Below are 23,840 nucleotides of genomic sequence, written 5' to 3'. Positions count from 1 at the left end.
AATGCTCAGTACTCCCTCGTCGATCGGAGATCAATTCTCGTCTTCTTCTTGCGAACAGTCACAGCCGCCCGAGTCCTCGTGCCCCACTCACTTTCCCGCGTTCCACCCTCAGCGACGACTCGAGCCTTCAAGCCAAATCTTTTTGCTTCTCGCTTTGCCGAAGGAATTGGATAGTGCCACGTGGTCGGATCAGCATGGGTATAGGCCTCAGGCAGGTTCGTGTCAAAAGCCATAAAAGCAAACGCCGGGCCCCGCAGCACTTCGCGAATAAATAAGTACACATTTCGTCGATCAGCGCGTGTGATTCCTTGAATTGAATCGCCCATGTAGAAATACCACACCTTGCGAGTCTTAATGAGTTCGACGGCGAACTCGAGGAGCGCTCTTCGATCGTTCATGTTCACATATCGGTATTCGATGTCATGCGATGATTCCGCGCGCGCAAGCCGGAGAGCCTCGTAGCTGTAATCGACGCCGATCACCCTGTGACCGGCGTTCGCAATCTGCTGGGTGACCGAGCCATCTCCGCAACCTAAGTCGACAACATTTGAAGACGGTGGAATTAGCCCTAGGAACTTGACCGCCGAAGGCTCACGCTTGAGCGCTACTCGCCGTCGCGACTGTTTCTCGAAGTTCTTTTCCCAATACACGCGTTTCTTGTTGAACACTCCAAACCAATTGTTGAAGCGACGCCCGGTGCTGCTCGGGGTTTCGAAGACGAATGATGGATCGGGGATCCTCCAATTTTCTCCGTATGCATACGCGAGCCATGCTTCGGGGTTCGCCGGAGCCGGAAGAATGTGCCCATCAATTTCCATATTCTGCACAGGCAGTAAGTCTTCGCGTGTGACCTCAGGGCCTCTTAGTGCAAAGGGCTGCGAATAGAGCGGTGTTCCATCGAGATCTTCCTCGAGAAATCCCGTAAAGATATCGATGTAGTGATCAGTTGACCCGTCCTCTCGAAAGAACGTGACCTGCAGGTGAGTATGACTGTGTCTGACAGGAAAGTACCCTTCCCGTTCAAGCTCACGTTGCATCCTCATGCTCTCTAACCCAATATCAATGGGGCTCTTCTCGTCGCAGAGAAACGCTAGATCAATGTCGTCATCATGGGGCATCAGGCGCCCATCTCGCATAGCTCCGAGGAGCGTCCCACCGACGATATAAACGGGATATCCATACTCATTCAGTGTTTCTACCAGCCTCTCGGCGCTCTCGAGCAGCCGCTCCTGCACACCGGTATCATCACCCTCGAAGCTTGAGCCAAGACGATTCCATTTGTTGATAGCCAGCCAGCGTCCCCTCGAATCACAAACAGAGACACGTTCTCTGCTCTGCGAGAAGCGAACCTCCTGGGTGGCGAGGGACACACCACTCGCTGAATCAACAATGTCCAGAGTCGTTTTACCAGAGAGATACGGCCTGAGAGCTCGAGGCCAGAATACCTTCGTATGTTCGCCTTCGACCGTATCGGGCAGGACAGTCGACCAAACTCTGTGTCCATCAAATCTGAAGTCCACGGCGGAACCGCCGCTCGATGCAGCATCAAACTTAATCCGTGACCTGTTCGCTGACAGACTTGTCGACACAGTTCCCCTAACGTTTACCCACGGTTAGTCTACGTAAGGTTTCTTGAGGAATCTCCGAACGCAACTGGCTATGTACTCGTCAGGTGGCGTATGTAGAAATCGTTCGCGGGTCGAGCGTCAGTATCACGTTGCCACTGCCCTGTTTGGAGCGATTCTTTGCCGCGTTGTCATCTACAGGATTAAACGCACCGTTCTCAACCACGTATAAATGGCCGGTCGCCTTATCTTCGACGATCAGCTCGTCAGAAACCGCCGGGCCTGAAAGATCCAGTGCGTCACAGACGTCTACGTCCAGTTGTGTGTAACTCAGGCCAAAAGAGCTATCGACGGCGGAGAGCCGGCCCCCCGCACCGATATACATCTCGCCAGAGCACATCACGAATGGAGAGAGATCGGTGCTCGCCCGTTCATAACCGCGTGCGCTACCGTTCGGAACTGAGCTATAGGTCGTGCCGAGCCCCAGGTCGGTCGCAACGCCCCACGACCCAACCGGGACCTTCTGATCTCCATTGACAAGGAAGACCTCCGAGCCGGAGCGCTCCTTTACGAGATTTCCTGGGCCCAGCACTGGGAACCCTTGCTCAAAACTTCCAAGTGTTTCGTTCGAAACGGCAACGAGCCTCGGCATTTTTCCGCCGTTTAGCGAGAGAAGCGCTGACTTAGATACGACATGTCGAATCTGGCCGTTCTCAAGCAGGTAGACCTCTGGGGCGCCAGCAACTCTGACAAAAATACTCCCGGATATTGTGCCAGCTTTCTCAAGCACGGAACACGAGGCCGATTGGAGGTCGGTCACATCGAATCCTGCGGAGTTGCCCGAGTGGACCAGCGTCAAGCTGCCGCTACCAGCAATGTACAGTTTCGAGTCGCACCGCACGAATTGCGCCAGGTCACCGGCATTCTTATACGGTGCAAGAGTTAATGCGGTTACGGAGTCGTACCCTGCAGGAAGACCGAATTCCCTCGCCAAGGACCAGCTAGGCAACCTATGTCTCTCCGAATTTCCGTCCACGAAATAAACGTGAGGGCTATCGCTAGCCTTGACAAGAGTAGCCGGCCCAAGGACTGGCTTGCCTGCCCCAAAATATGCCAACGACCCTGGGTCAACAACTCCAATAGTTGGCCAGGTGCCACCGTTGAGAGAAACCAACGCCCTCTTCGAGACAACGTGCCTCAGGTTTCCCGCTTCGACTACATATACTTCCGGGTGACCCTCAGCGCGTACGAAAACTGACTTAGAGAATGCACCAGATTTCGGCAACCTAGAACAGGCCGTCTGATCTAGAGCCACAACTGGCGAGCCGTACGACGATCCGCTCTTCACCTTTGTCAGGTGCCCACTATTCGCGAAGAAAAGCTCCCCGCCGCACTTTACAAACATCGAAAGATCACCGGAGCTTGCATAGCCAGAAAGCGCTATGGCCGAGGTTTGGGTATACCCTCCCGGGATTCCGAAGTCACGCGCCATGGCCCATGATGGCAGGCGCCACTTCGTGAAATTGCCGCCCATAAAGTACACGTTCTTGTCAGATCCGGTCTTTGCGAGTGTGACAGGTGCGAACTGCGTTTTCCCCACAACGCTATATTTTGACGCAATCTCATCGCGCAAGCTCGCGACAAAACCTATAGAGCCACCGTTGTAATATGCTGCATCTTTTGCCGAGGCATATGGGTACATTTTGCCGCCGCTGAGCTTGTGAACGGTTGCGCCTGAAGCCACCGTCGCATAGTTGCTCATGTCTGGGCCTCGTTTGAGCGCCTTGACCTGATCCTGCGTGAGGTCGATATTCATGGCGCATGAATATCCCCACGTTTCAGCGAGCGAACACGAGGGAAAGCGATGAAGAACGGAGTCTTGAAGCAACATGATGTCGCCGGTCGAAGGGTCCTTGACGATCGCCTTTGCGGGAGAGCCTGTTTTGAGAGTATTGAGATAACCTTCGCTGACCGCGCTCAATCCTCCAAACGAACGCCGATACTCTCGATATGCGTATTGTGATTGAATATGATGTTTTGTCTGTCCTGTCACAAAGTAAACTTCCGGCCGGTCTGGTGATTTTACGACCCAGCCGACTTTGTGGGTGCTCCCAAACCAATCAGTGAAATAGTTGTAGAAATTACGGTTCCCGTAGGACGAGCACGAGTCGCCGAGACCGTAACCTGCCTTCAGTGCAGCACCATTCGGGCGATATGGCGTGTAGTTGTAAAGCCCCGCAGTGGCTTGGTTCTTGATGAATACAGTGCTCGAACCGCATGCTGAATTCGGATGCCACTGAATCTTGTTATTCTGACCAGCTCTGTAGTTGAAAGATCCAGGCCATGCCCTGTAAATCTGGAACTGACGAGCACCGAGATAAAGCTGATTTTGAAAGCCGTAGTATTTCTCGTTACAAGGTGCTCCGTCCGGGCATCCGAAACCCATCGCGATTGTGTATCGCCATGAAGACGGCCACTCGTGCGTGAGTAGCCCTTGCTCTTTCTGTAGAGTCACGAGAATAACCTGTGGATTAATATCGCAAGCTCGAGAGACCTTGTAAATAATCCGTGCCGCGCTCTCGTTGGATCCCCCCGAGAGCGCCTTGCAATACGAGTCAGCCGCACGAGCCGTCGTGTTCTCTTTATACGCATCAAGACAGGTATAGCCCGAACGACACGTCGGAACCTTCTTATCGATAAAAGCTGCTATCTGGCGTTCAGTCATGGTCGCCGAGTCGTAGAAAACCTGGTCCGAAATGATGTCCCCAGCATCGAACTTCGACAGGTCTGCGGCGTGAGAAGCAGTTGAGCCCCAAAGCCCAAGATTTACAGGGGCAACAATCAGCCCTGCAACAAGAGCAATCACCGTCACGCTGATGGTTAGTAGTCGCTTCAAAAGCTTCATTACTTTAGGCTCCACCGATCGAGTGATATTTGGCTAGGGTTCCGAACTTTCCCCAAAGTGGTCTCGTCCGAACTCGAGGAGCTGATGGAGATACTCCCCATAGCCACTCTTCTCATACATTAGTGCGAGATCATCAAGTTGGTCGTCATTGATCCAGCCCTGTCTCCAGGCAACCTCTTCGATACACCCAATCTTGTAACCCTGTCTTTCCTCAATGACACGCACATACTCCCCAGCTTGCATCATTGTCGAAATTGTTCCGGTGTCCAGCCATGCAGTCGCCCGGTTGAGCTTTTGAACTTGCAGCCTTCCAACTCGAAGGTATTCTTCATTCACCGAAGATATTTCCAGCTCCCCGCGTCCGCTAGGACGGATGGATTTAGCGATGTTCACGACGCTGTTGTCGTAGAAATAGAGCCCCGGAACCGCGTAGTTGCTCTTTGGATGCTGCGGTTTTTCTTCGATGCTGAGCGCGTGACCAGTCGGGTCAAACTCGACGACACCATAGTCGCCCGGGTTCGCAACCGGATAGGCGAATACAATTGCCCCCTCGAGATTCTGATGTCCACTCAACGCCGTTCCGAGCCCAGTGCCATGGAAGATGTTGTCACCAAGCACGAGTGCAACTGATCCGTCTCCGATAAATTGCTCGCCAATAACAAATGCTTGCGCCAGCCCGTCCGGGCTGGGCTGAACCGCGTATTGAAGTTCAACTCCGAGCTGGGACCCATCGCCAAGCAATCGCTCGAACTGTTCCCGATGCTCCGGTGTCGTAATGATCAGAATCTCACGGATACCAGCCATCATCAGCGTCGACAATGGGTAGTAGATCATCGGTTTGTCAAAAATCGGCATGAGCTGCTTGGAAATGCCTTTGGTGATCGGCCACAGCCGGGTACCCGACCCCCCGGCCAAAACTATTCCTCGCATATTTGATTCCCCAAACTATTGAGAGGCGAACGACGCATATAGCTTTCGTGCTTCATCCCAGGTTGGCAGCAAGTGTGCCTCGTGAGCCTGATCCAATGTCATCGCTTCGGCGTCCTTCTCCGAAAACAGCAGCTCCTCTCGGGCAAACGGCAGGTCAAGCGCGACCTGCTCGTCAAGTGGCGTGATTCCGTGTTCTCTCTCTGGTCGATAGACATCCGTCACAAGGTAGGTAACAGTCGCTTTCTCTGTCAGGGCGACAAAGCAATGTCCTATCCCTTCAGAGAGGAAGAGAGCTCGACGGTCGACGTCGTCGAGCACTGATGAGTCCCACGTTCCATAAGCAGACGAACCAACTCGAATGTCAATCGCATAGTCGACAACTGCCCCTTGGGTGACAAAGACGTACTTTGCCTGCCCTTGAGGGATATCTGCGAAATGCACCCCTCTCACCGTGCCCTTCTTGGACACTGAGGTATTCACCTGACGCAGGTCGATACGGCGCCCTGCGATCTCTTGAAGGCGATCAAAACGATACGATTCGAAGAATATGCCTCGATTATCACCATATTGTTTCGGGGTAATCTCGTAGCAGTCCGGGATAGCCATTTCACGTATGTCCACTCCCGGAGTCTAACAATGGGCCCTCCCAGCCGGGACATGCATCACCAGACAATGAATTAGGGACTCGAATGCGCATACTGATCACTGGCGCCAGAGGAATGCTCGGGCAGCACCTCGGAAAGGCTCTTTCTCACCACGATCTCACGTTGGCAACACGTGAGATGCTCGACATCACCCGACGAGGGGCTGTCTATGACGCAGTTTTTGAGCATGATTTGGTGGTGAATGCGGCAGCGTATACAAACGTCGACCTCGCAGAATCGGATGAGGAACAGGCCAGGGTGATTAACGCAGTTGCTGTCGAGCACCTGGCCCACGCAAGCGCAGCTGCCGAGACTCGACTTATTCAGGTATCCACCGATTATGTGTTTGACGGCACCGCAAGCCGACCGTATGCAGAGTCCACCCCCTGCAACCCCAGAACAGCTTACGGTCGCACTAAAGCTCTGGGAGAGGCCGCCGCACTAACCATTCACCCCGAGGGTTCGATCATTGTCAGAACCGCATGGCTCTATGGAAGGTACGGTAAGAATTTCGCCGCTACGATGTTGCGTCTCGCGAATTCGCAGGACTCAATCGACGTTGTGAGCGACCAAATCGGGCAACCCACCTGGACCTGGGATCTCGCGCGTCAAATCCGATTGATTATCGACTCGCGAGTTCCCCCGGGGATCATGCACGGCACAAACTCTGGACAAGCAAGTTGGTTTGAATTCGCCCGCGCGATATTCGAAGAATCAGGTCTCGATCCTGAAAGAATTCGACCTATTTCAAGTGCCCAAATGCCTCGCCCTGCGCCTCGCCCCGCCTACTCGGTGCTCGACCATTCGCGGTGGGAACAGCTGGGTCTCACTAAACCGCGGCAATGGCGCGAGGCGCTGAACGAAGCATCTAGCGAGGGCTTCTAAACTCAGTCCAGGCGTGCGGCTACTATGCTGTAAAAATGTCTAAGCTCCTCGTTACCGGTGGTGCCGGCTTCATTGGTTCCAACTTCGTTCGATACGTGTTAGACAACACGGAGCACTCGGTAACGGTGCTTGACAAGCTGACGTATGCGGCAAATGTTGCTTCTCTCGACGGTCTAGACGCGCAGCGATTCTCGCTCGTGAAAGGGGATGTCAAAGACGCGCAGATCGTTGACCAATTGGTCTCGGAGCACGATGCAGTGATCCACTACGCGGCGGAAAGCCACAACGATAATTCGCTCGAAGACCCTCGACCATTTATCGAGACAAATGTGGTTGGAACGTACACGCTCTTAGAAGCTGTGAGGCGCTTTGGCGTGCGTTACCACCACATTTCCACCGACGAAGTTTACGGCGATCTTACGCTCGATGGGGTTGAAAGATTCACCGAAGCCACACCGTATAACCCTTCGAGCCCTTACTCGTCGACAAAGGCTGCAAGTGACATGTTGGTCCGGGCCTGGGCCCGTTCTTTTGGGATTTCAGCTACTATCAGCAATTGCTCCAACAATTATGGCCCTTACCAACACGTTGAAAAGTTCATACCGCGGCAGATAACCAACATATTGTCTGGGGTGCGCCCGAAGCTCTACGGAGCGGGCGAGAACGTTCGAGACTGGATTCACGCTAGCGACCATTCTGCTGCGGTTCTTCAGATTCTCGAACACGGCCGCATCGGCGAGACCTATCTCATCGGCGCGGACGGGCAGAAGAGTAATAGGGAGGTCATCGGTTTTATCCTCAAGATCTTGGGGCGTGATAAAGATGATTTCGATCTCGTCGCTGACAGGCCAGGACACGACCTGCGATATGCCATCGATTATTCGAAGCTTCGCACGGAGCTGGGTTGGACTCCGAGGTTTTCTGATTTCGAGTCAGGCCTGACGCGAACAATTCAATGGTACGAATCCAACGCATGGTGGTGGTCGCCACAGAAGGAGGCGACAGAAACACGATATGCGAGCCAGAACACGCAAATCCGTGAGTCCAAAACGTCTAGCTAGTCAAGGTCTCCGTGCGACATGAATCACGAATCGTGTTTTTAATCTCACCCGTTAGACCGGTCTCTGAGCCGCCTCGACGGATACTTCTTTCTTGAAGATGAACCGTCGCAGCCAGTCAAACGTGCCAATCGGATCAACAAGCCACTTCGTAAGGTATTGCACAGGTCTAGAGCCAAGCAACAGTGTATAGAGAACTCCCGCGATCATGAGCAATATTACTGTCGGCCAGGTCCACCCATCCCATTGATCGATGAAATGCCTCGGAAACATGAGTGTGACCCCTTGCAACATATACATCGTGAGAGTCACAGATCCCATGTGGGTGAAAAAGAGCTGGCGCTGAGGAACGAGGGCAAGCACTGCTACGAGCATCGAGGTGGTGAATGCAAGAACGCAAGCTCGCAAGACCAAGTGCTGCGAGTTGCTGAGATCACCGTCGATGTTAGATAGCACTGACATCATAAACCAGCTGCTCTTCACCCATTCACTCGCGATGAACATGACCGCAAAAGCGCCAGCCAAGTATGCCAGGGCTGCGATCCGGATCAGTGGCTTGCGGGCGATTCTTTTGAAAGCTTCTAGACGCTCGGGAGTGAGCGCAAGCCCCAGCGCAAAGAACGGAAGGTACGAGAGAATGCGGGCGCCGCTCAAGCCCTGACTGATGCCGTCATACAACACCGACATGAACACGATGATTACCGAGAACAGGACTGGATATCGAAGGTGCTTCAGCACGGGGACAAGGAGCCTCCAGGCGAAGAGTGCCAGAAGGAACCAGCTTGACCAGCCTGGCGTGAAGAAGTTCAAGTGGAGAGGCTCCCCAAAGAACAGCCACGGCTCCACGCGCACAATGAATTGAAATACGAGGTACGGAACTAGTACGCCAGTAATGAGTGCTTTTACCTGACGGGGGTCCCCTCGATAGCTCCTCGACAAGTATCCCGTGATAGCGACAAACGCTGGCATATGGAATGAGTAGATCCATTTATACGCAGCGTCTGCGAAGCCGGAACTGTTGATGACGGCAATCAGATGCCCCATAACCACGAACATGAGAAGAATGACCTTCGCATTGTCGAGGTACGAGTCCCTCTTCTTTTTCAGAGAGGTTGGAAGAGCAGTGTCGCTTTTATCTTTGTTCGAAAGTGTCACGCTAAATCTCAGAGAAGTTGTTCGCTTGGACTGTTGCCGAAAGGGGCTCAGCCCACTCAGCTCACAAAGCGTAACACCTCGTTCAGGCGTTCAAGCTGAAGGTTCCGACCACACATATCTCGCTCAGTTAGCGACGCTCAAGCTTGTTGTTCCACATCGACAGCGCTGAACCGATCGCCATGTGCATGTCGAGGTACTGATAAGTGCCGAGCCGTCCGCCGAAGTAAACGTCCTTCTCGTCGGCTTGCAGTTCGCGGTATTTGAGGAGCCCTTCGCGATCCGCCGTCGTGTTCACCGGGTAATACGGCTCGTCACCTCGATCTGCGAACCTCGAGAACTCGCGCATGATGATGGTCTTGTCATCGGGGTATGAGTCCCGCTCGGGATGGAAATGCCTAAACTCATGGATTCGCGTGAACGGAACATCCATGTCTGGATAGTTCATGACCGGTGTGCCCTGGAAGTCTCCGATGGGCAGCACCTCTTTCTCAAAGTCGAGCGTTCGCCACGACAGCTCGCCTTCTGAATAGTCGAAGTACCGGTCGACGGGGCCCGTGTAGACAATCGGAACCTGGCCGACCATCGCCTTTTTGTTGAACGGCTGGCTCTCGTCGAAGAAGTCAACGTTCAGCTGCACATCGATGTTCGGGTGGTCAGCCATGCGCTCGATCCACGCGGTGTAACCGTCGGTCGGAAGACCTTCCCATTTGTCGTTGAAATAGCGGTTGTCGTACGTGTAGCGAACCGGCAGACGACTGACGATGGAGGCGGAGAGGTCCTCCGGGTCTGTCTGCCACTGCTTTGCCGTGTAGTCGCGGAAGAACGCTTCGTAGAGCGGTCGGCCCACCAGAGCAATGCCCTTCTCGACGAAGTTCTTCGCGTCTTTGACGGTGAACTCCCCCGCTTGCTCTGCGATGAGCTCCCGGGCTTCACCTGGAGAATACGCGGCCTGGAAGAACTGGTTGATCGTTCCCAGGTTGACGGGCATCGGGTACACGACGCCGTTGTGTGTCGTATAAACCTTGTGCACGTAGTTGGTAAAGGTAGTGAATCGGTTGACGTACTCCCATACAGAGGGGTTCGACGTGTGGAAGAGGTGCGCGCCGTACTGATGCACTTCAATGCCGGTCTCAGGATCGGCCTCGCTATAGGCATTGCCGCCGATGTGCGGGCGGCGATCGATGACCACGACCTTGAGTCCGCTGTCAGCGGCTCGTTCTGCGATTGTCAGGCCGAAAAAACCTGAGCCGACGACGAGAAGATCACAGTTCACGAGTGCTCATGCTCCTAGGAGTAGGGAAAGCGGGCGTTTGTACCGACTTTAGACGATCGGCACTGTCAAACGGGTGGGCTGACCCGAGCGTTCCACGCTGACTCAACCATCTCTTTGATCGAGTACTGCGGAGACCAGCCAAGTTCGGCCTTGATGCGACGGGCGTCGGCGACAACTGAAGCTGGGTCTCCAGCGCGCCGTGATACGACGCGCGGAGCGGCAGCGCTGCCACTGACCTCGGCGAGTTGAGTGAGCACTTCCCGGACGCTCGCGCCCGTTCCGGTACCCACGTTGAACACCGTGTGGCTGTCTGTCGTGCGCCTTGTGAAATCAATCGCGGCGATGTGCGCTGACGCGAGATCATTCACATGCACGTAGTCTCTGACACCCGTGCCGTCTGGAGTGTCGTAGTCATCTCCGTAAATCTGCGGCTCACGACCGGAGACGACGGCTTCTATCGCCAAGGTGACAAGGTTGGCCGGGATGGTATCAGCGAGGGCCGGAGCTCCTGCACCGGCGACGTTGAAGTAACGCAGGCTCACCGCCCGAATCGACGAAGCTTTGGCGACGTCTCGAACCAACCACTCCCCTGCCAGTTTGGAGGTTCCGTAGGGATTAACGGGAGAGGTCGGCTCGTCTTCGCTGACGAAACTGTTCTGCGGGCTTCCGTACACCGCGGCAGATGAAGAGAACACGAGAGAGGGAACGCTCTCTACCGTCATCGCCTCAAGCACGGTTGCCAGCGAGTTCATGTTCTCGCGGTAATAGCGGATCGGCTGCTCGACGGATTCACCGACCTGCTTGAGCGCTGCCATGTGAATGACAGCATCCACATGAAACTCGCGCATGACCTCGCTCAATTCCCGCACAGCGTGCTCGGAGACGAGGTCAATGTGCCGAACGGGCGTGCCGGCGATTCGCCGCGCATCACCTGTGCTGAAATTATCGACGACGACGACATCGCCCGACTGCCGGAGCATGCGCACAATGTGGCTGCCGATGTATCCGGCGCCGCCCGTGACAAGAACGCTCATGCCGAAGCCTACTGGCCGCCGCCGATGACGAGGCGCGGAGTGCCGGCCCACACAGCAGGGTCAGTTGTGTTGCGGCCATCGATGAGGAGCTTCAGCCCTGGGAGATCTGACGCCGAGATGTTCTTGTACTCGGCATGGTCTGCCTGAATGATCGCGAGATCAGCAGCACCGCCGAGGTGGTAGGCGTCCCAGCCGAACGCAGCGAGCTCGTCGTCTGAGTACATAGGATCGTGCACAGTGACGTTCGCACCGCGCTCACGCAGGGCGTTGACCGTCTCGAAGACACCGGAGAACGCAGTCTCTTTGACGCCACCACGGTAGGAAGCACCGAGCACGACGGCGCTGACGCCGTCAAGAGTGCCGAGGACCTCCTGCGCCTTCTCAACAACTCGGCCCGGCATCGACGCGTTGAACACACGAGCGCGACGCACGATGTCGGCATCGGGGTCCGTCGACAGGTACAGCCGCGGGTACACCGGAATGCAGTGACCGCCAACGGCAATGCCCGGACGGTGAATGTGACTGTACGGCTGCGAGTTGCACGCTTCGATCACCTGGTACACGTCAACACCAACGGTGTCGGCATAGACAGCGAACTGGTTCGCCAGCCCGATGTTGACGTCGCGATACGTGGTCTCGGCAAGCTTCGCCATCTCAGCAGCCTCCGCCGTGCCGAGATCCCACACACCGTTCGCACGCGAAAGGTCAGGACGTTCATCGAACGTGAGCACAGCCTCGTAGAAATCCGTCGCCTGACGCGCACCCTCATCGGTGAGTCCACCGATCAGCTTCGGGTACTTGCGCAGATCTTCAAAAACGCGCCCCGTGAGTACGCGCTCCGGCGAGAACACGAGGTGAAAATCGGTGCCCTCGCTCAGCCCAGAGCCCTTTTCGAGCATCGGCTTCCACCGGTTGCGCGTCGTGCCTACCGGAAGCGTCGTCTCGTACGAGACAAGAGTGTTTGCCGTGAGGTGCTCCGAGAGAGACTGCGTCGCAGCATCCATCCACGCAAAATCGGGATCCCACGTCTCATCATTGACGAACAGCGGAACCACAAGCACAACGGCGTCAGCGTTCGGAATCGCCTCAGCGTAATCCGTCGTCGCCGTCAGACGCCCGGCGGGAACCAGCTCAGAGAGCTTCTGCTGAAGGTACGCCTCCCCCGGGAACGGTTCCACTCCCTTATTGACGAGATCAACAACCTTCTGGTTGACGTCAACCCCGATCACATCATGACCCGCGTCAGCGAACTGAACAGCAAGAGGAAGACCGATTTTCCCAAGAGCAACAACCGCAATCTGCATGACGATCAGTCTACGTGTCGCTGAACGCGAGCACGGTCGCCGCGGTAGACGTTACGCGTTCTTCAAAGCGAACTTTGCGGCTGAGACTCCGTAGACGGCCGCGGGGCCGTGCGCCGCACGAGCGAGATTCCAGGTAGCCCACAGAGCATCTCGGTCTGCGGCGACGATGACGTCAGCATCGCGAATTGCGGCAACGATGCCCCGCGTGCGCCTCACCGCGGCGAAGAAGCGTCGCGAGCGGTCGGCCGGAGTGATGCGCACAAGGGTGCGCCCCGCAACGGACTTCCACAGAACATCGACGAGCTTCTGCACCGTCGGACTGAGCGCTGCGGCATCGACCTCGATGAGTCGTTGTGCAGCAGACACGTCCGTCGCACTCGGACCGATCACCGTGATCTCGTTTACCCCATCGATCGCGTCGTCGCGGGGAACCGAGCTCACGCGGGTGGCGACATAGACGACTTTCGACATGGTCAGCTGCCCTTCTCGATGCGTTCGGTCCAGCGTTCGATAATTGGCTCGAGTATGTTCGATCTCTCGAATGCGGATGCCCATTCGCGCGCAGCAACGCGATCGGCATCCGTCTGGCCCCGTGCATACGTGACGGCTTTGCCGAGCGCATCAGCAATGCTGGCGGCATCCATTAGCTCGACAGGAAACCAGCCGGGGTAACCGCTGAGCACACCACTTGAGGCGTTCACGGGATCGTGTACCGACACGATGGGAAGACCCGTCGCCATATATTCAAACACCTTGCCACTGGTCATGAACCGACTCGTGCCCAGCGGGAGAATCAGCACGTCGAGCCCGTTGTAGATCGCGGAAATCTCTGCCTTCGCCACGGGGCCCCGATACGCGACACTGCAGTCGCCGACCTCGGAAATCGCCGTGAGCACGCCGCCCTCATCGTCGCCCTGATGCCCGAGGTAGCCATAGAGGTCGAGCTGCGCATCGGCGAGCGCATCGCCCGACTGGCGCGCCAGAGTCCACCCCTCAATGAGCGGACGGATCGGCGTCTGTCCCGTCATCGTTCCGATGTTTCCCACGTGAACTGTGGTCGGAGCAGAGTGCTTGCTGACGGCGGCAGCGCCGACGAACCCCGGGTCGAACCCGTTAGGCACAACGCGAATGCGCTCGGCGGCATCGGGGTAGAGCTCGGCGTGCCACTGCGCGATCGGATCGTTAACGAACCAGATCTCTGCCGCGTCACCGACCAGCTTTCTCTCCCATGTCGCTGCCGGATGCCGATCGCTGAGGGTGCGCTTGCCCGAGTACATGTCGAGCTGCCACGTATCGCGGTAGTCCATGACGAATGGCACGCCGTGCTGTTGGTGAAGGTAGGCCCCCGCCACGTGCACGACGTTGGGGTTCGCCGACCCGATGACGAGATCGACCGGATGCTTCTGATGCACCTGCTCCGCGGCATTCTCGAGCACGGGACGCCACAGTCCGTAGCGCGGTTCGGGGAAGGTGCGAGCTGTCTGCATTGCCTGCAACATGTTCCAGATCTCGGGCGCCCACGCGCGAAATCGGCTCCACTGCGTGAGGTCGAGAATTGTCTCGCGATTGGGGAAGGGAAGGCGATGAACGTCGATAGACGGGTCGATGCGCTCTTCCATCGACGGGTCGATGCCCGTGCTGCGCAGAAACACCTCACGCTCACACGTGAGAACCGTGACGTCCCACCCTGATCGCGCGAAGGCGTTCGCCGTCGCGAGCAGGCGATACGCCCCACCGCTGCGCGAGGGCGGATAACCCCAAGCAACATAGAGTAGGTGTGGTCGTCTTTCGAGAGACACGTCAGCCTTCTCCGATCAGACAGCACGCTCGGCGATGGACGACAGTCACATTAGCACGCACGACACAGGACGTTATTCCGGCATGAAGAGAAGTGAAGGCGCGTTGCGAATCGCCATTACCAAGGGGTCTCTGCTGATTCCTCCCACGTACTTCGCTGTTCAGCATGCGCAACGGCTGAGCGACGATTTCGACTTTTCCGTGTTTGCCGGAACAACGGAGATCACCGATGCGGGCGCACGGCACTCTCTGCGAATCGTCGATGCACTCGACGATGTGCTTCCCGTCTCGCGCCGGCTCTCAGCCAGGCACCGCGAGATCGTGTCGGCGGCGATGCCTCTTGTGCTGCGCCGAAAGATTGCGCAGTGGCACCCCGATGTTATTCACCAGCACTTCGGCTACGCATCGCTCGCGGCCGTGCATGCGGCGAAGGATTCGGGAGCCCGCCTGCTTGTCACCGTCCACGGCGGTGATGCATTCTCGATGCTCAAGTCACCGTCGTCGCGCTCTCTCGCTGGTCGCCCAGCGCTCGCACGCATGCAGCGTCACGTCAGTGCCGCCTACAAGCATTCCGACACCGTTCTCGCCGTGAGCGAGTACATTGCGGGCATCGCCGTCGAAGGCGGAGCAGATGCCCGACGGGTGCGCGTGCACTATCAAGGTGTCGACACCGAGTGGTTCCACCCTGCTGAACGGGAAAGTCGCCACATTCCGCGACTCCTGTTCGTCGGGCGGCTCGTGGAAACCAAGGGCGTACGCGACCTCATCGAGGCGTCGGCATCCATCGTCAATGAACAGCCACACGAACTGGATGTTGTCGGAGGAGGCCCCCTCCTCGACGAACTGCGGGCGTCCGCACCGTCCCACGTGCATATTCGCGGATCGCAACCCCGTTCAGCTGTGAAGGCGTTTATGCAGCAGGCCGATACTCTCGTGCTACCAACGCGCGTCAACAACGGTGCGCGCGAAGCAGCCGGACTCGTGCTCGTGGAGGCGCAGGCCTGTGGTACGCCGGTCATTGCCTATGACAGCGGAGGAACATCAGAGATGGTTGATGACGGCGTCACCGGAACGCTCACCCGCGAAGGAGACATTGGAGAACTCTCAGACGCGCTGGCGCAGTTTCTCGGTCAACCAGATGAGAAACGGGAGCGAATGCGTGACGCCGCGCGCAACTTCGCCGTGCGTTCACGCAGTCTTGACGAGAGCTGCCGTCAACTCGCCGCGATCTACACGGAGGAATCCCAGTGAGCCGACCTCGCATTCTTTGCATCTCCCTCTCGCCGATAGAACGAGATGCCCGCGTTCTACGCCAGATCTCTGTTCTGGCTGAATACGGCGACGTGGTCACTGTCGGCTATGGCGATACCCCCGAGGGGGCGACCGAGCACGTCGGCGTTCCCGGCGATCTGCCTTCCCTTCCGCAAGACCCCATCGGCGTGCTCAAACTGGCGACGCGCCGATTTCGCAGCGCCGAGCTGAGTGCTCCGGGAATCCGCTTCGCGAAGAAGGCGCTCACCGGTCGTCGTTTTGACCTCGTTGTTGCAAACGATGCCCGTGTGCTCGATCTTGCCTTCTCAGTCGCGGACGGTGCTCCCGTGTGGGCAGACATGCACGAATGGGCTCCGGAAGAGCGCACGCACGTTCTGAGTTGGCGTCTGCTCGTCGCGCCATTCATGACTCACCTTTGTCGCGCGTATCTTCCCCGCGCCGCTGCCGTCACGACAGTGGGCGGCAGAATCGCCGAACTCTACTCCTCGGCCTTCGGCGTGCGGCCGCGCGTCATGCGCAATGCAGCGCCCTACGCCACGCTCGAACCGCAACCGGTCACTCCTGACAGCATCCGGCTCGTGCACAGCGGAGCCGCCGTTTACGGGCGCAACCTCGAGCTGATGATCGACGCGATGCAGCTCCTCGACGATCGCTTCACTCTAGATCTCTACCTCGTGTCGGCGGCAGATGGCGGTACCTACCTGAACCAGCTGAAAGAGCGTGCCGCCGGAGACACCCGCGTGAGGTTCAGAGACCCGGTCAAACCGAACAACCTGCCCCGTACGCTCAATTCCTACGATGTCGGTGTGTTCTGGATTCCGCCGGTGCACACCAACGCCAGATATACCCTCCCCAATAAGCTGTTCGACTTCGTGCAGGCGCGACTTGCCGTTGCCATCGGCCCGTCAGAAGAGATGGTCGACGTGGTGACCCAGTACGAACTCGGCGTTGTGTCACGAGACTTCACGGCGGAGTCGTGTGCCGATTCGCTCCGGTCGCTCACGGCGAATGCCGTGACGGCATTCAAGGCGAAGACGGATGCCGCGGCGCGCGAGCTCAGCTTTGAGACCGAGGCGCAGGTTGCGCGGTCAATTCTTGCCGAGGCCCTTTCTCGCTGAGTCGCTGACACCGAGAAAGGGCGCGAGCACGGTGGCAGAGAAACGCCCGTCGTGCACCGCCTTCACGAATGCCGGACCTTCCGCTGCGACCGCGCGATAGTGCTCCCGCCGCGACACCACGTCGCGCAGCCGTTCTTCAAGTCGCGCGGGAGTCACCGATTGCACGGGAAGGTCCCTGCCCGTGACACTCAATACGTGATCGCGCACCTGATCGTGAATGTGAGCGAAGACGAGTCGTCCGGCTGCCATCGCCTCGACCGAAGTCACCGAATACATTCCCAGGGCAAACTGCTCGAGCACGATGTCGGCCTCGCGGTAGAGCTGCGGCATCTGCGCGGCCGGAACACGCTCAACTCGCACGTAGTCGATGACGTCTTCGGCGTCGAGTTTCTGCAAGATCGGCTCGATGAGCGCCGTTCCCTTGACGAGCGGGTTCGTTGGTGCGTGTAGCACGCGAGGACGAGCGCGCTCGAGAGGCGGCGCATCAGTCTGCCAACGCTCGGGGTCGACGACGACAGGGAGCCACGTGGACCCGGCGCGATCCAGCAGAAGCTCAGGCGTCGACACAAAGACGGGTATGTCGAGGGCATCGAGTATCTCGTGGTTGCGTCGTGCACGAGATTCGAGTCCTGCTACCCATGACGATGGTGCGCCCCTGAACGGAGACCACTCATCGAGCTGCGCGTGTCGTGAGGGCAGGCGCAGGTCTGTGCCATGACTCACGGCTGCGACGTGCACCCCGCTTCGAGTGAGCCATGCGACTTCGCGCTCAAGGTATCCGCTAAAAGCAGAGCCGAATATCGCCCTCTCGGCTTCGACGAGCACATGAGAAAACCCGGTACGGACGGCCCGCTTCTGACGCGCCGCCCAGTCGTGTGAGTGCCAGAACACATGATCCGACACAGAGTAGTCGGCGTCGAATGCGAGGTCGCTCGAGCCGCGATACTGCATGTTACGCGCCTCAATTCCGGGGAGCATCCCCGCCGCTCGAGCCCAGGCTCTCCCTTGTCCCGCAAAGTTCACGGGAGCGATGTACAGCGAACAGGCTCCTCCTGGTGGGGAGGGAGGCTTCGGCAGTTCCAATGCACGGATGCGCTGATTTGAGGGGAGAAAGACATTTGCGAGCCGGTCGGGAACGCGTGCGCGGAGCACGCGCGCGCCAAGTGCGGCGTACCGGCCGAATCGCGACATCGCCGACGCCTTACGTGAGGCCCGCGAGTTTCGCCTGCATGGCGAAGTCTGGGTCGTTCGCCACCACCTCAGCGAACGAGCCTTGAGCCTGAATTCGACCCTCTTTCATGAAGACGAGAAGATCAGATGTACGAATCGTCGATAGCCGGTGCGCGACGGCGATCACTGTGATGTCACCGTGAAGAGCGTGGATAGCATCAGTGACGTCTGCCTCGGTTCGTGTGTCGAGCGCGCTCGTTGCCTCATCGAGCACAAGAACGAGCGGGTCGTTGTACAACGCGCGTGCGATGCCGAGCCGCTGCCTCTGACCGCCAGAGAGCGCGAGGCCGCGCTCACCAACGCGCGTGTTCAGACCGTGCTCGCGATCTACGACGACCTGCCACAATTGAGCCCTCTTAGCGGCTCTCTCCACGCGCTCGACGTCATACTCTTCGCCCCACGTCAGCGCGATATTCTGCGCGATCGTCCCGTCAAAAAGCGCGACTTCCTGAGGAACATATCCGACCCGGCGTCGCCAGGCAGAGAGCACCCCCGAAAGCTCAGCGTCGTCGATGTCGATGGAACCACGGGTGGGCAACAGCAGTCCGAGCAGAAGATCGATGAGCGTGGATTTGCCCGCGCCAGACGAACCGGCGATGCCGACTGTAGCGCCAAGCGGGATGGTGAGGTCGACGTTTCTCAAAACGGGATCGGTGCCGCCTGGGTACGTGTATTCGACGTCTCGGAACGTCAGCGTCTGCGGGTTCTCGGGAAGCGGCTCCTTGCCAAGCTGCTCGTGGTTTGCGAGGTATTCACGCGAGTCGTCGATGTCGTTGACGACCGCATTCACGTATGGTCCCGCGGTGATCGCGCGCGTCACGATGTTCTGAAAGCCGGTGAGAGATGGAATGAGCCGAAACCCCGCGATGCCGAACAGCGCAACCGCCGAGATTGCCTGATCCATGCCTCCGATGGCGAACGACACTCCCCCGGCCAGAACGAAACCTCCGATAATCGCTGCATCGAAGATAAAGCGCGGAACCGTGGAGAGAAAACTGGAGTTCGCGCGGGCGCGCGCCGTCTGGGCACGCACCGTGCCAACGGCATCCTCGAGCTCTCTCGCCTTGTCGCGAAGCGTGATCTCTTTGAGCGCCGCCACCATGCCAGAAACGAGGGACGCTACACGCAGCGCCGAGTCGCGTGCGACCCGGGCCGCCTGCCGTGTCTTGCGACCGAGTACAACGTATTGAAGTGAGGCGATGCCGCCGAGGTACACAACCGTCACGAGAGCGGTGAGCGGCTGTGTCACGACGATGGCTGCGAGCACTCCCACCGACGTCACAATGAGGCCCGGCATCGTCGTGAGCGGAAGCAGAAAGCCTGCGACGACGTTCGCGATGCCGGTGTCGGTCATCTGCAGAATCTGCGAGGTGTTTCGCGACAGGCGATCGGTCCACGGAGCGCGGATGTACGCGGCAAGAAGGTGCTGGCCGATCGACAGCTCATATTTGGCGAATCGTCGCGTGGCCTGCCACTGCAGCCACACGCTGAGCGCCGATTTCGTCACAATTACCACGCTGGCGATGATGATGATCCAGAGCGTCGCGCTCGCCGGAATCGTTCCGATGACGGGCAAGTTGAAACTGGTACCCGAAACGGCGGCGGCGAGCGTCGCAGCCAATGCGAGAAGAGCAACGACGTCGACGACGGCGAGAATCGATGTGAGCACCGCGTACCAGCTGAGAAAGCGGCGCGCGCCAGCAGGCAGGTACGGCAGAATGCGCCCGAACGTATTGGCGATGACTTTCATGCTTCTCCACTGAGGTGATGGTGATACCCGGCGACGGGGCGCTCCCTATGCATCATGACGCGCACTCTGCATAATCGCCGTCGCTGCGCGACCCGCTACTGCCGTCGCAGAAACATTATCTTGCGTCCATGCGCGCATGCTCGACGCGCTGAGTTCGCCGCTTCCCTCGAGCAGCGCTCGCAGCTGTTGGGTGAGCAGCTCGGCATCGTAGTCAGTGGCAACGCCGAGCCGATTGTCGACGACCATTGACCGCACAGGATCGGGGCCCGCATAGGCGACTGGGGTACCCGATGCAAGCGACGAATAGATCTTCGTCGGCACGGCGAAGTCGTAGCCGAGCCCTGGCTTTAGCGTCGCGATGCTCACTCGCGCTGATCTCAGCCACATCGCCGCCTCTTCAGGCACAACCGTCGGCAAGACGCGAATTCGCGCGGAAACGCTGGATTTCTCGGCTCTCTGCTTCAGCGAAAGCCATTCGCTTCCCTGACCGATGAATGCGGCGGTCAGCTCGATGTTCTCGGTGAGGAGCGCGATGACCACGTCCAATGCGACGCTGGCGCCGTGCCATTCGCTTGCCGTGCCCACATAGACGATGTCTGCTGGCTCGGCGGGGGCCGCCCCCTCCGGGGTGAACAGGCTGGTGTCCACACCGTGGCCCGCCACAGTCACGTGAGCGGTCGGCGCGAGCGTCTTCACACGGTCGGCAACCGCGTCTGACACGGCGATCACGTGGGTAGCACCCGACAGGGCGAGCTTCTCGATGAATCGCACGCCCGACACAATCCACGATGCCGCGCCCGTCGAGCCAGCGGCGTCTGACCAGATGTCTGCCGCGAAATAGACGTACGGAATTCTACGCAGCGCAGAGCCGAGGCGAACGAACAGCCCGGTGGTTGGAGGAGGCTCGACAACGATCACGTCGATCCGCTTGTGAAACAGCACGCGGAAGAAAGCAGGAATGTCGAAACTCATGTACTGCAGATAGCCGCGAACGTAACCGCTGCTGTCTCTCAGCACCGGCCATCGAGAAACCCGAGCCGGCATGTCGGTCTGCCCCGATTTCGAGGCCGGGGGTGCCGTTGTCATGACGTCAACCTGCGCACCCGCATGCGCGAGAGCCTCAACGAGACTTTTCAGCCTCAGCGACGCAGCTCCGGGCTCGGGGGCGAAGATGCGCGAGACAATTGTGATCCGCATATGTCAGGGGGTGACGGCCTCGCCTGTGCGTGCTGATTCAAGTGTGGCTTCGACGACTTGGAGTGCGCGAAGGCCCTGCTGCATTGTGACGACGTCGCTTGCCTGGCCGAGCACCGCGTCTCGAAAAGCTTCGTGCTCGACGCGGAGCGGCTCCCGCTTCGCGAATGCGTACCGTGTGACGTCTCCCTCGGAAACGCCGCGGAACGCACTGACAGACTCCCACTCCAGCGGAATCGTGCCGTTCGCGTAGAACGTGAGGTCGCCCGTCGCCGTGTCGGCGATGAACGCACCCTTCTCCCCCGTCACGACAGTGATGCGTTCCTTCATCGGACTCAACCAATTCACCAGGTGACTCACCACAGCACCCGAGGCGAGCCGACCAGTCACAGCAATCATGTCTTCATGCTCCCGGCCGCTCTTGAACCCCGTCTGAGCAAAAACACGCGTGTAATCGCTTTGCGTCACCCACGCCGTCAGATCAATATCATGCGTTGCAAGGTCCTTGCCGACCCCGACATCGGCAATGCGAGCAGGAAATGGCCCCTGACGACGCGTCGCCACCTGGTAGACATTGCCCAGCTCGCCCGCGGCCAGACGACGCCTCAGCTCCTGCAATGCCGGATTGAAACGCTCAATGTGCCCGACAGCACCGACCAGACCAGCCTGCGCAAACGCATCAGTCATACGCCGACCCGCCTCAACCGTCTCAGCGATCGGCTTCTCCACAAACGTATGCACACCCGCAGCCGCCAACGTCAACGCAGCACCCTCATGAAACCGCGTCGGCACCGCAACAACAGCCATATCAATGCCCGCAGAAATCAACCCATCAACATCAGGCAAAACCGACAGATCACCCGCAACACCATGCGGGTCACCCGCGGGATCAGCAACAGCGACAAGATCAACACCATCGACCTCACGCAGAACCCGCGCATGATGACGACCCATCATGCCGATGCCCAACAACCCCGCACGAAGATTCTCAGCCATCATGCTCCAGCCCGCGCAACAATGTTCACCGCGGTGACAATGCGCTCACGATCGTTCTCGGTCAACGACGGATGAACCGGCAAAGACACAACCTCCGACGCCGCACGCTCCGTCTGCGGAAGCTGGAGCCCCTCAGCAAACCCCTGCAACGACGGCAACCGGTGATTTGGCACCGGGTAATACACCCCAGCGCCCACGTTGTGTTCGTTCTTCAACGCTGCAACGAACCCGTCACGATCATCCGTAACTCGCACTGTGTACTGGTGATACACATGCGTAGCGCCCTCCGCCACCGGCGGAGTCACAACATTCTCAAGATGCGCATCAAGATACGCCGCATTCGCCTGACGCGACGCCGTCCACGCATCAACCTTGCCCAACTGCACACGCCCGATCGCCGCGTGAATATCCGTCATGCGGTAGTTGAAGCCGACGAGTTCATTCTCGTACTGCTTCTCCATCCCCTGATTACGCAGCAGCTTCGCACGCCTGACAAGCTCTGCATCGTCAAACGAAACCATGCCACCTTCACCGCTGGTCATGTTCTTCGTCGGATACAAGCTGAACATCCCGAACGCACCAAACGTGCCAACCGCGCGCCCATCGAGCCCGGCACCATGCGCCTGAGCAGCATCCTCGAAAAGGTGCAGACCATGCTTCGTTGCAATCGCACCCAACTCGCGCATGTGCGCCGGGTGCCCGTACAGGTGCACCGGCATGATGCCCTTCGTACGCGGAGTAATCGCCGCCTCAACGGCAACCGGATCCACCGTGAACTGCTCCGGCTCAATATCAACAAACACCGGAGTCGCACCCGTCAACGCAACAGCGTTACCCGTCGCCGCGAACGTAAACGACGGCACAATAACCTCATCGCCCGGCCCGACACCCGCCGCGAGCAAACCAACATGCAAACCCGACGTGCCTGAATTCACAGCAACAACCGTGCGCCCCGCAACAAAATGAGCAGCGAACTCCGTCTCGAATGCCGCCACCTCCGGCCCCTGAGCAACCATCCCACTCAGCAGAACCCGGTCAACAGCCGCACGCTCATCGTCTCCGATAATTGGCTTCGCCGGTGGAATAAACGCATCCGCCACTATTCCGCTACCTCTTTCAACTCACCATCAACCTCGGCATACCGCTCGCCCGACACCGGACACACCCAGTATCCGGCATTTTCGCTGAGGGGATGCCCGGACTTGCCGACCCAGCCGATGCGCCGAGCCGGCACACCGACGACAAGCGCGAAGTCGGGAACGTTCTTCGTGACTACGGCGCCGGCCGCAACCGTTGCCCATTGACCGATTGTCACGGGCGCGACACACACAGCTCTGGCGCCAACGGAGGCTCCACGCTTCAGCGTGACTCCGACGGCATCCCAATCGTCAGCGGATTTCTGCGTGCCGTCTGCGTTGATCGCGCGTGGATAGGTATCGTTCGTGAGCACAGCGGCCGGGCCGATGAAGACACCCTCTGCGAGCGCAGCAGGCTCGTACACGAGAGCGTAGTTCTGCACTTTGCAGTTGTCTCCCATCTGCACACCCGTGCCGACGTAGGCGCCACGACCGACAACGCAGTTCTCACCGAGAACCGCGTCTTCGCGTATCTGAGCGAGATGCCACACTGAGGTGCCCGACCCAAGCTCCGCACTATCTGCAACATCTGCCGTGTCAACGACGCGTGTGTTCGCGCGACTTCTCACCAAAAGCTCTCTTCTGTCGGGTGCA

General features: G+C 58.4%; 20 protein-coding genes. 4 read left to right on the top strand and 16 right to left on the bottom strand.

What is annotated here, in order from left to right:
- Nucleotides 1-5: 5 nt before the first annotated feature.
- The 4 genes from HCR84_RS05380 to rfbC form a co-directional block, all read right to left on the bottom strand.
- A complete protein-coding gene (locus tag HCR84_RS05380) occupies nt 6-1,370 on the bottom strand; it encodes a LicD family protein (protein WP_166983911.1) in 1,365 nt (454 codons plus the stop codon).
- A 298-nt stretch (nt 1,371-1,668) separates the two neighbouring features.
- Entirely contained in the window at nt 1,669-4,470 is a 2,802-nt protein-coding gene (locus HCR84_RS05375) for a hypothetical protein (RefSeq protein ID WP_166983912.1), read from the bottom strand.
- A 33-nt stretch (nt 4,471-4,503) separates the two neighbouring features.
- Nucleotides 4,504-5,400 carry a glucose-1-phosphate thymidylyltransferase RfbA gene (gene rfbA, locus HCR84_RS05370; protein ID WP_166983913.1) on the bottom strand — a complete coding sequence of 299 codons (897 nt, stop codon included), beginning with the start codon at nt 5,398-5,400 and terminating at the stop codon, nt 4,504-4,506.
- Between the two features lie 15 nt (nt 5,401-5,415).
- The gene (rfbC, locus tag HCR84_RS05365; RefSeq protein ID WP_166983914.1) at nt 5,416-6,021 is read right to left on the bottom strand and encodes a dTDP-4-dehydrorhamnose 3,5-epimerase; all 606 of its coding nucleotides are present in this window, start codon (nt 6,019-6,021) and stop codon (nt 5,416-5,418) included.
- A 68-nt stretch (nt 6,022-6,089) separates the two neighbouring features.
- Between rfbC and rfbD the strand changes: the two genes are divergently transcribed.
- Nucleotides 6,090-6,929, top strand: a complete 840-nt coding sequence (gene rfbD, locus HCR84_RS05360; RefSeq protein ID WP_166983915.1) for a dTDP-4-dehydrorhamnose reductase — start codon at nt 6,090-6,092, stop codon at nt 6,927-6,929.
- 35 nt (nt 6,930-6,964) lie between these two features.
- Nucleotides 6,965-7,990, top strand: coding sequence for a dTDP-glucose 4,6-dehydratase (gene rfbB, locus HCR84_RS05355; protein WP_166983916.1), 1,026 nt, complete (start codon nt 6,965-6,967; stop codon nt 7,988-7,990).
- A gap of 51 nt (nt 7,991-8,041) precedes the next feature.
- Here rfbB and HCR84_RS05350 read toward each other — a convergent pair whose 3' ends face one another.
- From HCR84_RS05350 to HCR84_RS05325, 6 genes are all read right to left on the bottom strand, one after another.
- Nucleotides 8,042-9,142, bottom strand: coding sequence for an acyltransferase family protein (locus HCR84_RS05350; protein WP_166983917.1), 1,101 nt, complete (start codon nt 9,140-9,142; stop codon nt 8,042-8,044).
- 127 nt (nt 9,143-9,269) lie between these two features.
- On the bottom strand, nt 9,270-10,415 hold the full coding sequence (gene glf / locus HCR84_RS05345; protein ID WP_166983918.1) for a UDP-galactopyranose mutase: 1,146 nt from the start codon (nt 10,413-10,415) through the stop codon (nt 9,270-9,272).
- A 65-nt stretch (nt 10,416-10,480) separates the two neighbouring features.
- Nucleotides 10,481-11,449: a UDP-glucose 4-epimerase GalE gene (gene galE, locus HCR84_RS05340; RefSeq protein ID WP_166983919.1), complete on the bottom strand. Its 969-nt coding sequence runs from the start codon at nt 11,447-11,449 to the stop codon at nt 10,481-10,483.
- A gap of 8 nt (nt 11,450-11,457) precedes the next feature.
- Entirely contained in the window at nt 11,458-12,753 is a 1,296-nt protein-coding gene (locus tag HCR84_RS05335) for a nucleotide sugar dehydrogenase (protein WP_166983920.1), read from the bottom strand.
- A gap of 51 nt (nt 12,754-12,804) precedes the next feature.
- Nucleotides 12,805-13,224, bottom strand: coding sequence for a hypothetical protein (locus HCR84_RS05330; RefSeq protein WP_166983921.1), 420 nt, complete (start codon nt 13,222-13,224; stop codon nt 12,805-12,807).
- 2 nt (nt 13,225-13,226) lie between these two features.
- Complete coding sequence (locus HCR84_RS05325) at nt 13,227-14,552, bottom strand: glycosyltransferase (protein WP_166983922.1); 1,326 nt, start codon at nt 14,550-14,552, stop codon at nt 13,227-13,229.
- Nucleotides 14,553-14,634: 82 nt separating this feature from the next.
- On the opposite strand from HCR84_RS05325, the gene HCR84_RS05320 reads away from it, so the two are divergent.
- The gene (locus HCR84_RS05320; protein ID WP_166983923.1) at nt 14,635-15,801 is read left to right on the top strand and encodes a glycosyltransferase; all 1,167 of its coding nucleotides are present in this window, start codon (nt 14,635-14,637) and stop codon (nt 15,799-15,801) included.
- A complete protein-coding gene (locus tag HCR84_RS05315; RefSeq protein ID WP_166983924.1) occupies nt 15,798-16,940 on the top strand; it encodes a glycosyltransferase family 4 protein in 1,143 nt (380 codons plus the stop codon). Before HCR84_RS05320 ends, HCR84_RS05315 begins: the two co-directional genes overlap by 4 nt.
- On the opposite strand, the gene HCR84_RS05310 is transcribed toward HCR84_RS05315, so the two are convergent.
- From HCR84_RS05310 to HCR84_RS05285, 6 genes are read right to left on the bottom strand one after another with little or no spacing between them, the layout of a single operon-like run.
- Entirely contained in the window at nt 16,911-18,131 is a 1,221-nt protein-coding gene (locus tag HCR84_RS05310; protein WP_166983925.1) for a glycosyltransferase family 1 protein, read from the bottom strand. The two genes, HCR84_RS05315 and HCR84_RS05310, sit on opposite strands and share 30 nt — an antisense overlap.
- A gap of 10 nt (nt 18,132-18,141) precedes the next feature.
- Complete coding sequence (locus tag HCR84_RS05305; RefSeq protein ID WP_166983926.1) at nt 18,142-19,920, bottom strand: ABC transporter ATP-binding protein; 1,779 nt, start codon at nt 19,918-19,920, stop codon at nt 18,142-18,144.
- A gap of 45 nt (nt 19,921-19,965) precedes the next feature.
- Nucleotides 19,966-21,117, bottom strand: a complete 1,152-nt coding sequence (locus HCR84_RS05300) for a glycosyltransferase family 4 protein (RefSeq protein WP_166983927.1) — start codon at nt 21,115-21,117, stop codon at nt 19,966-19,968.
- A gap of 3 nt (nt 21,118-21,120) precedes the next feature.
- Nucleotides 21,121-22,113: a Gfo/Idh/MocA family oxidoreductase gene (locus HCR84_RS05295; protein WP_434063553.1), complete on the bottom strand. Its 993-nt coding sequence runs from the start codon at nt 22,111-22,113 to the stop codon at nt 21,121-21,123.
- The gene (locus HCR84_RS05290; RefSeq protein WP_166983928.1) at nt 22,110-23,210 is read right to left on the bottom strand and encodes a DegT/DnrJ/EryC1/StrS family aminotransferase; all 1,101 of its coding nucleotides are present in this window, start codon (nt 23,208-23,210) and stop codon (nt 22,110-22,112) included. The genes HCR84_RS05295 and HCR84_RS05290 overlap by 4 nt, the downstream gene beginning before the upstream one ends.
- Nucleotides 23,210-23,815: an acyltransferase gene (locus HCR84_RS05285; protein WP_235940794.1), complete on the bottom strand. Its 606-nt coding sequence runs from the start codon at nt 23,813-23,815 to the stop codon at nt 23,210-23,212. The genes HCR84_RS05290 and HCR84_RS05285 overlap by 1 nt, the downstream gene beginning before the upstream one ends.
- Between the last annotated feature and the right edge of the window lie 25 nt (nt 23,816-23,840).

This window comes from Paramicrobacterium fandaimingii (genome assembly GCF_011751745.2).
Lineage (GTDB): Bacteria > Actinomycetota > Actinomycetes > Actinomycetales > Microbacteriaceae > Paramicrobacterium > Paramicrobacterium fandaimingii.
This window is presented reverse-complemented; position numbering and strand designations above follow the sequence as displayed.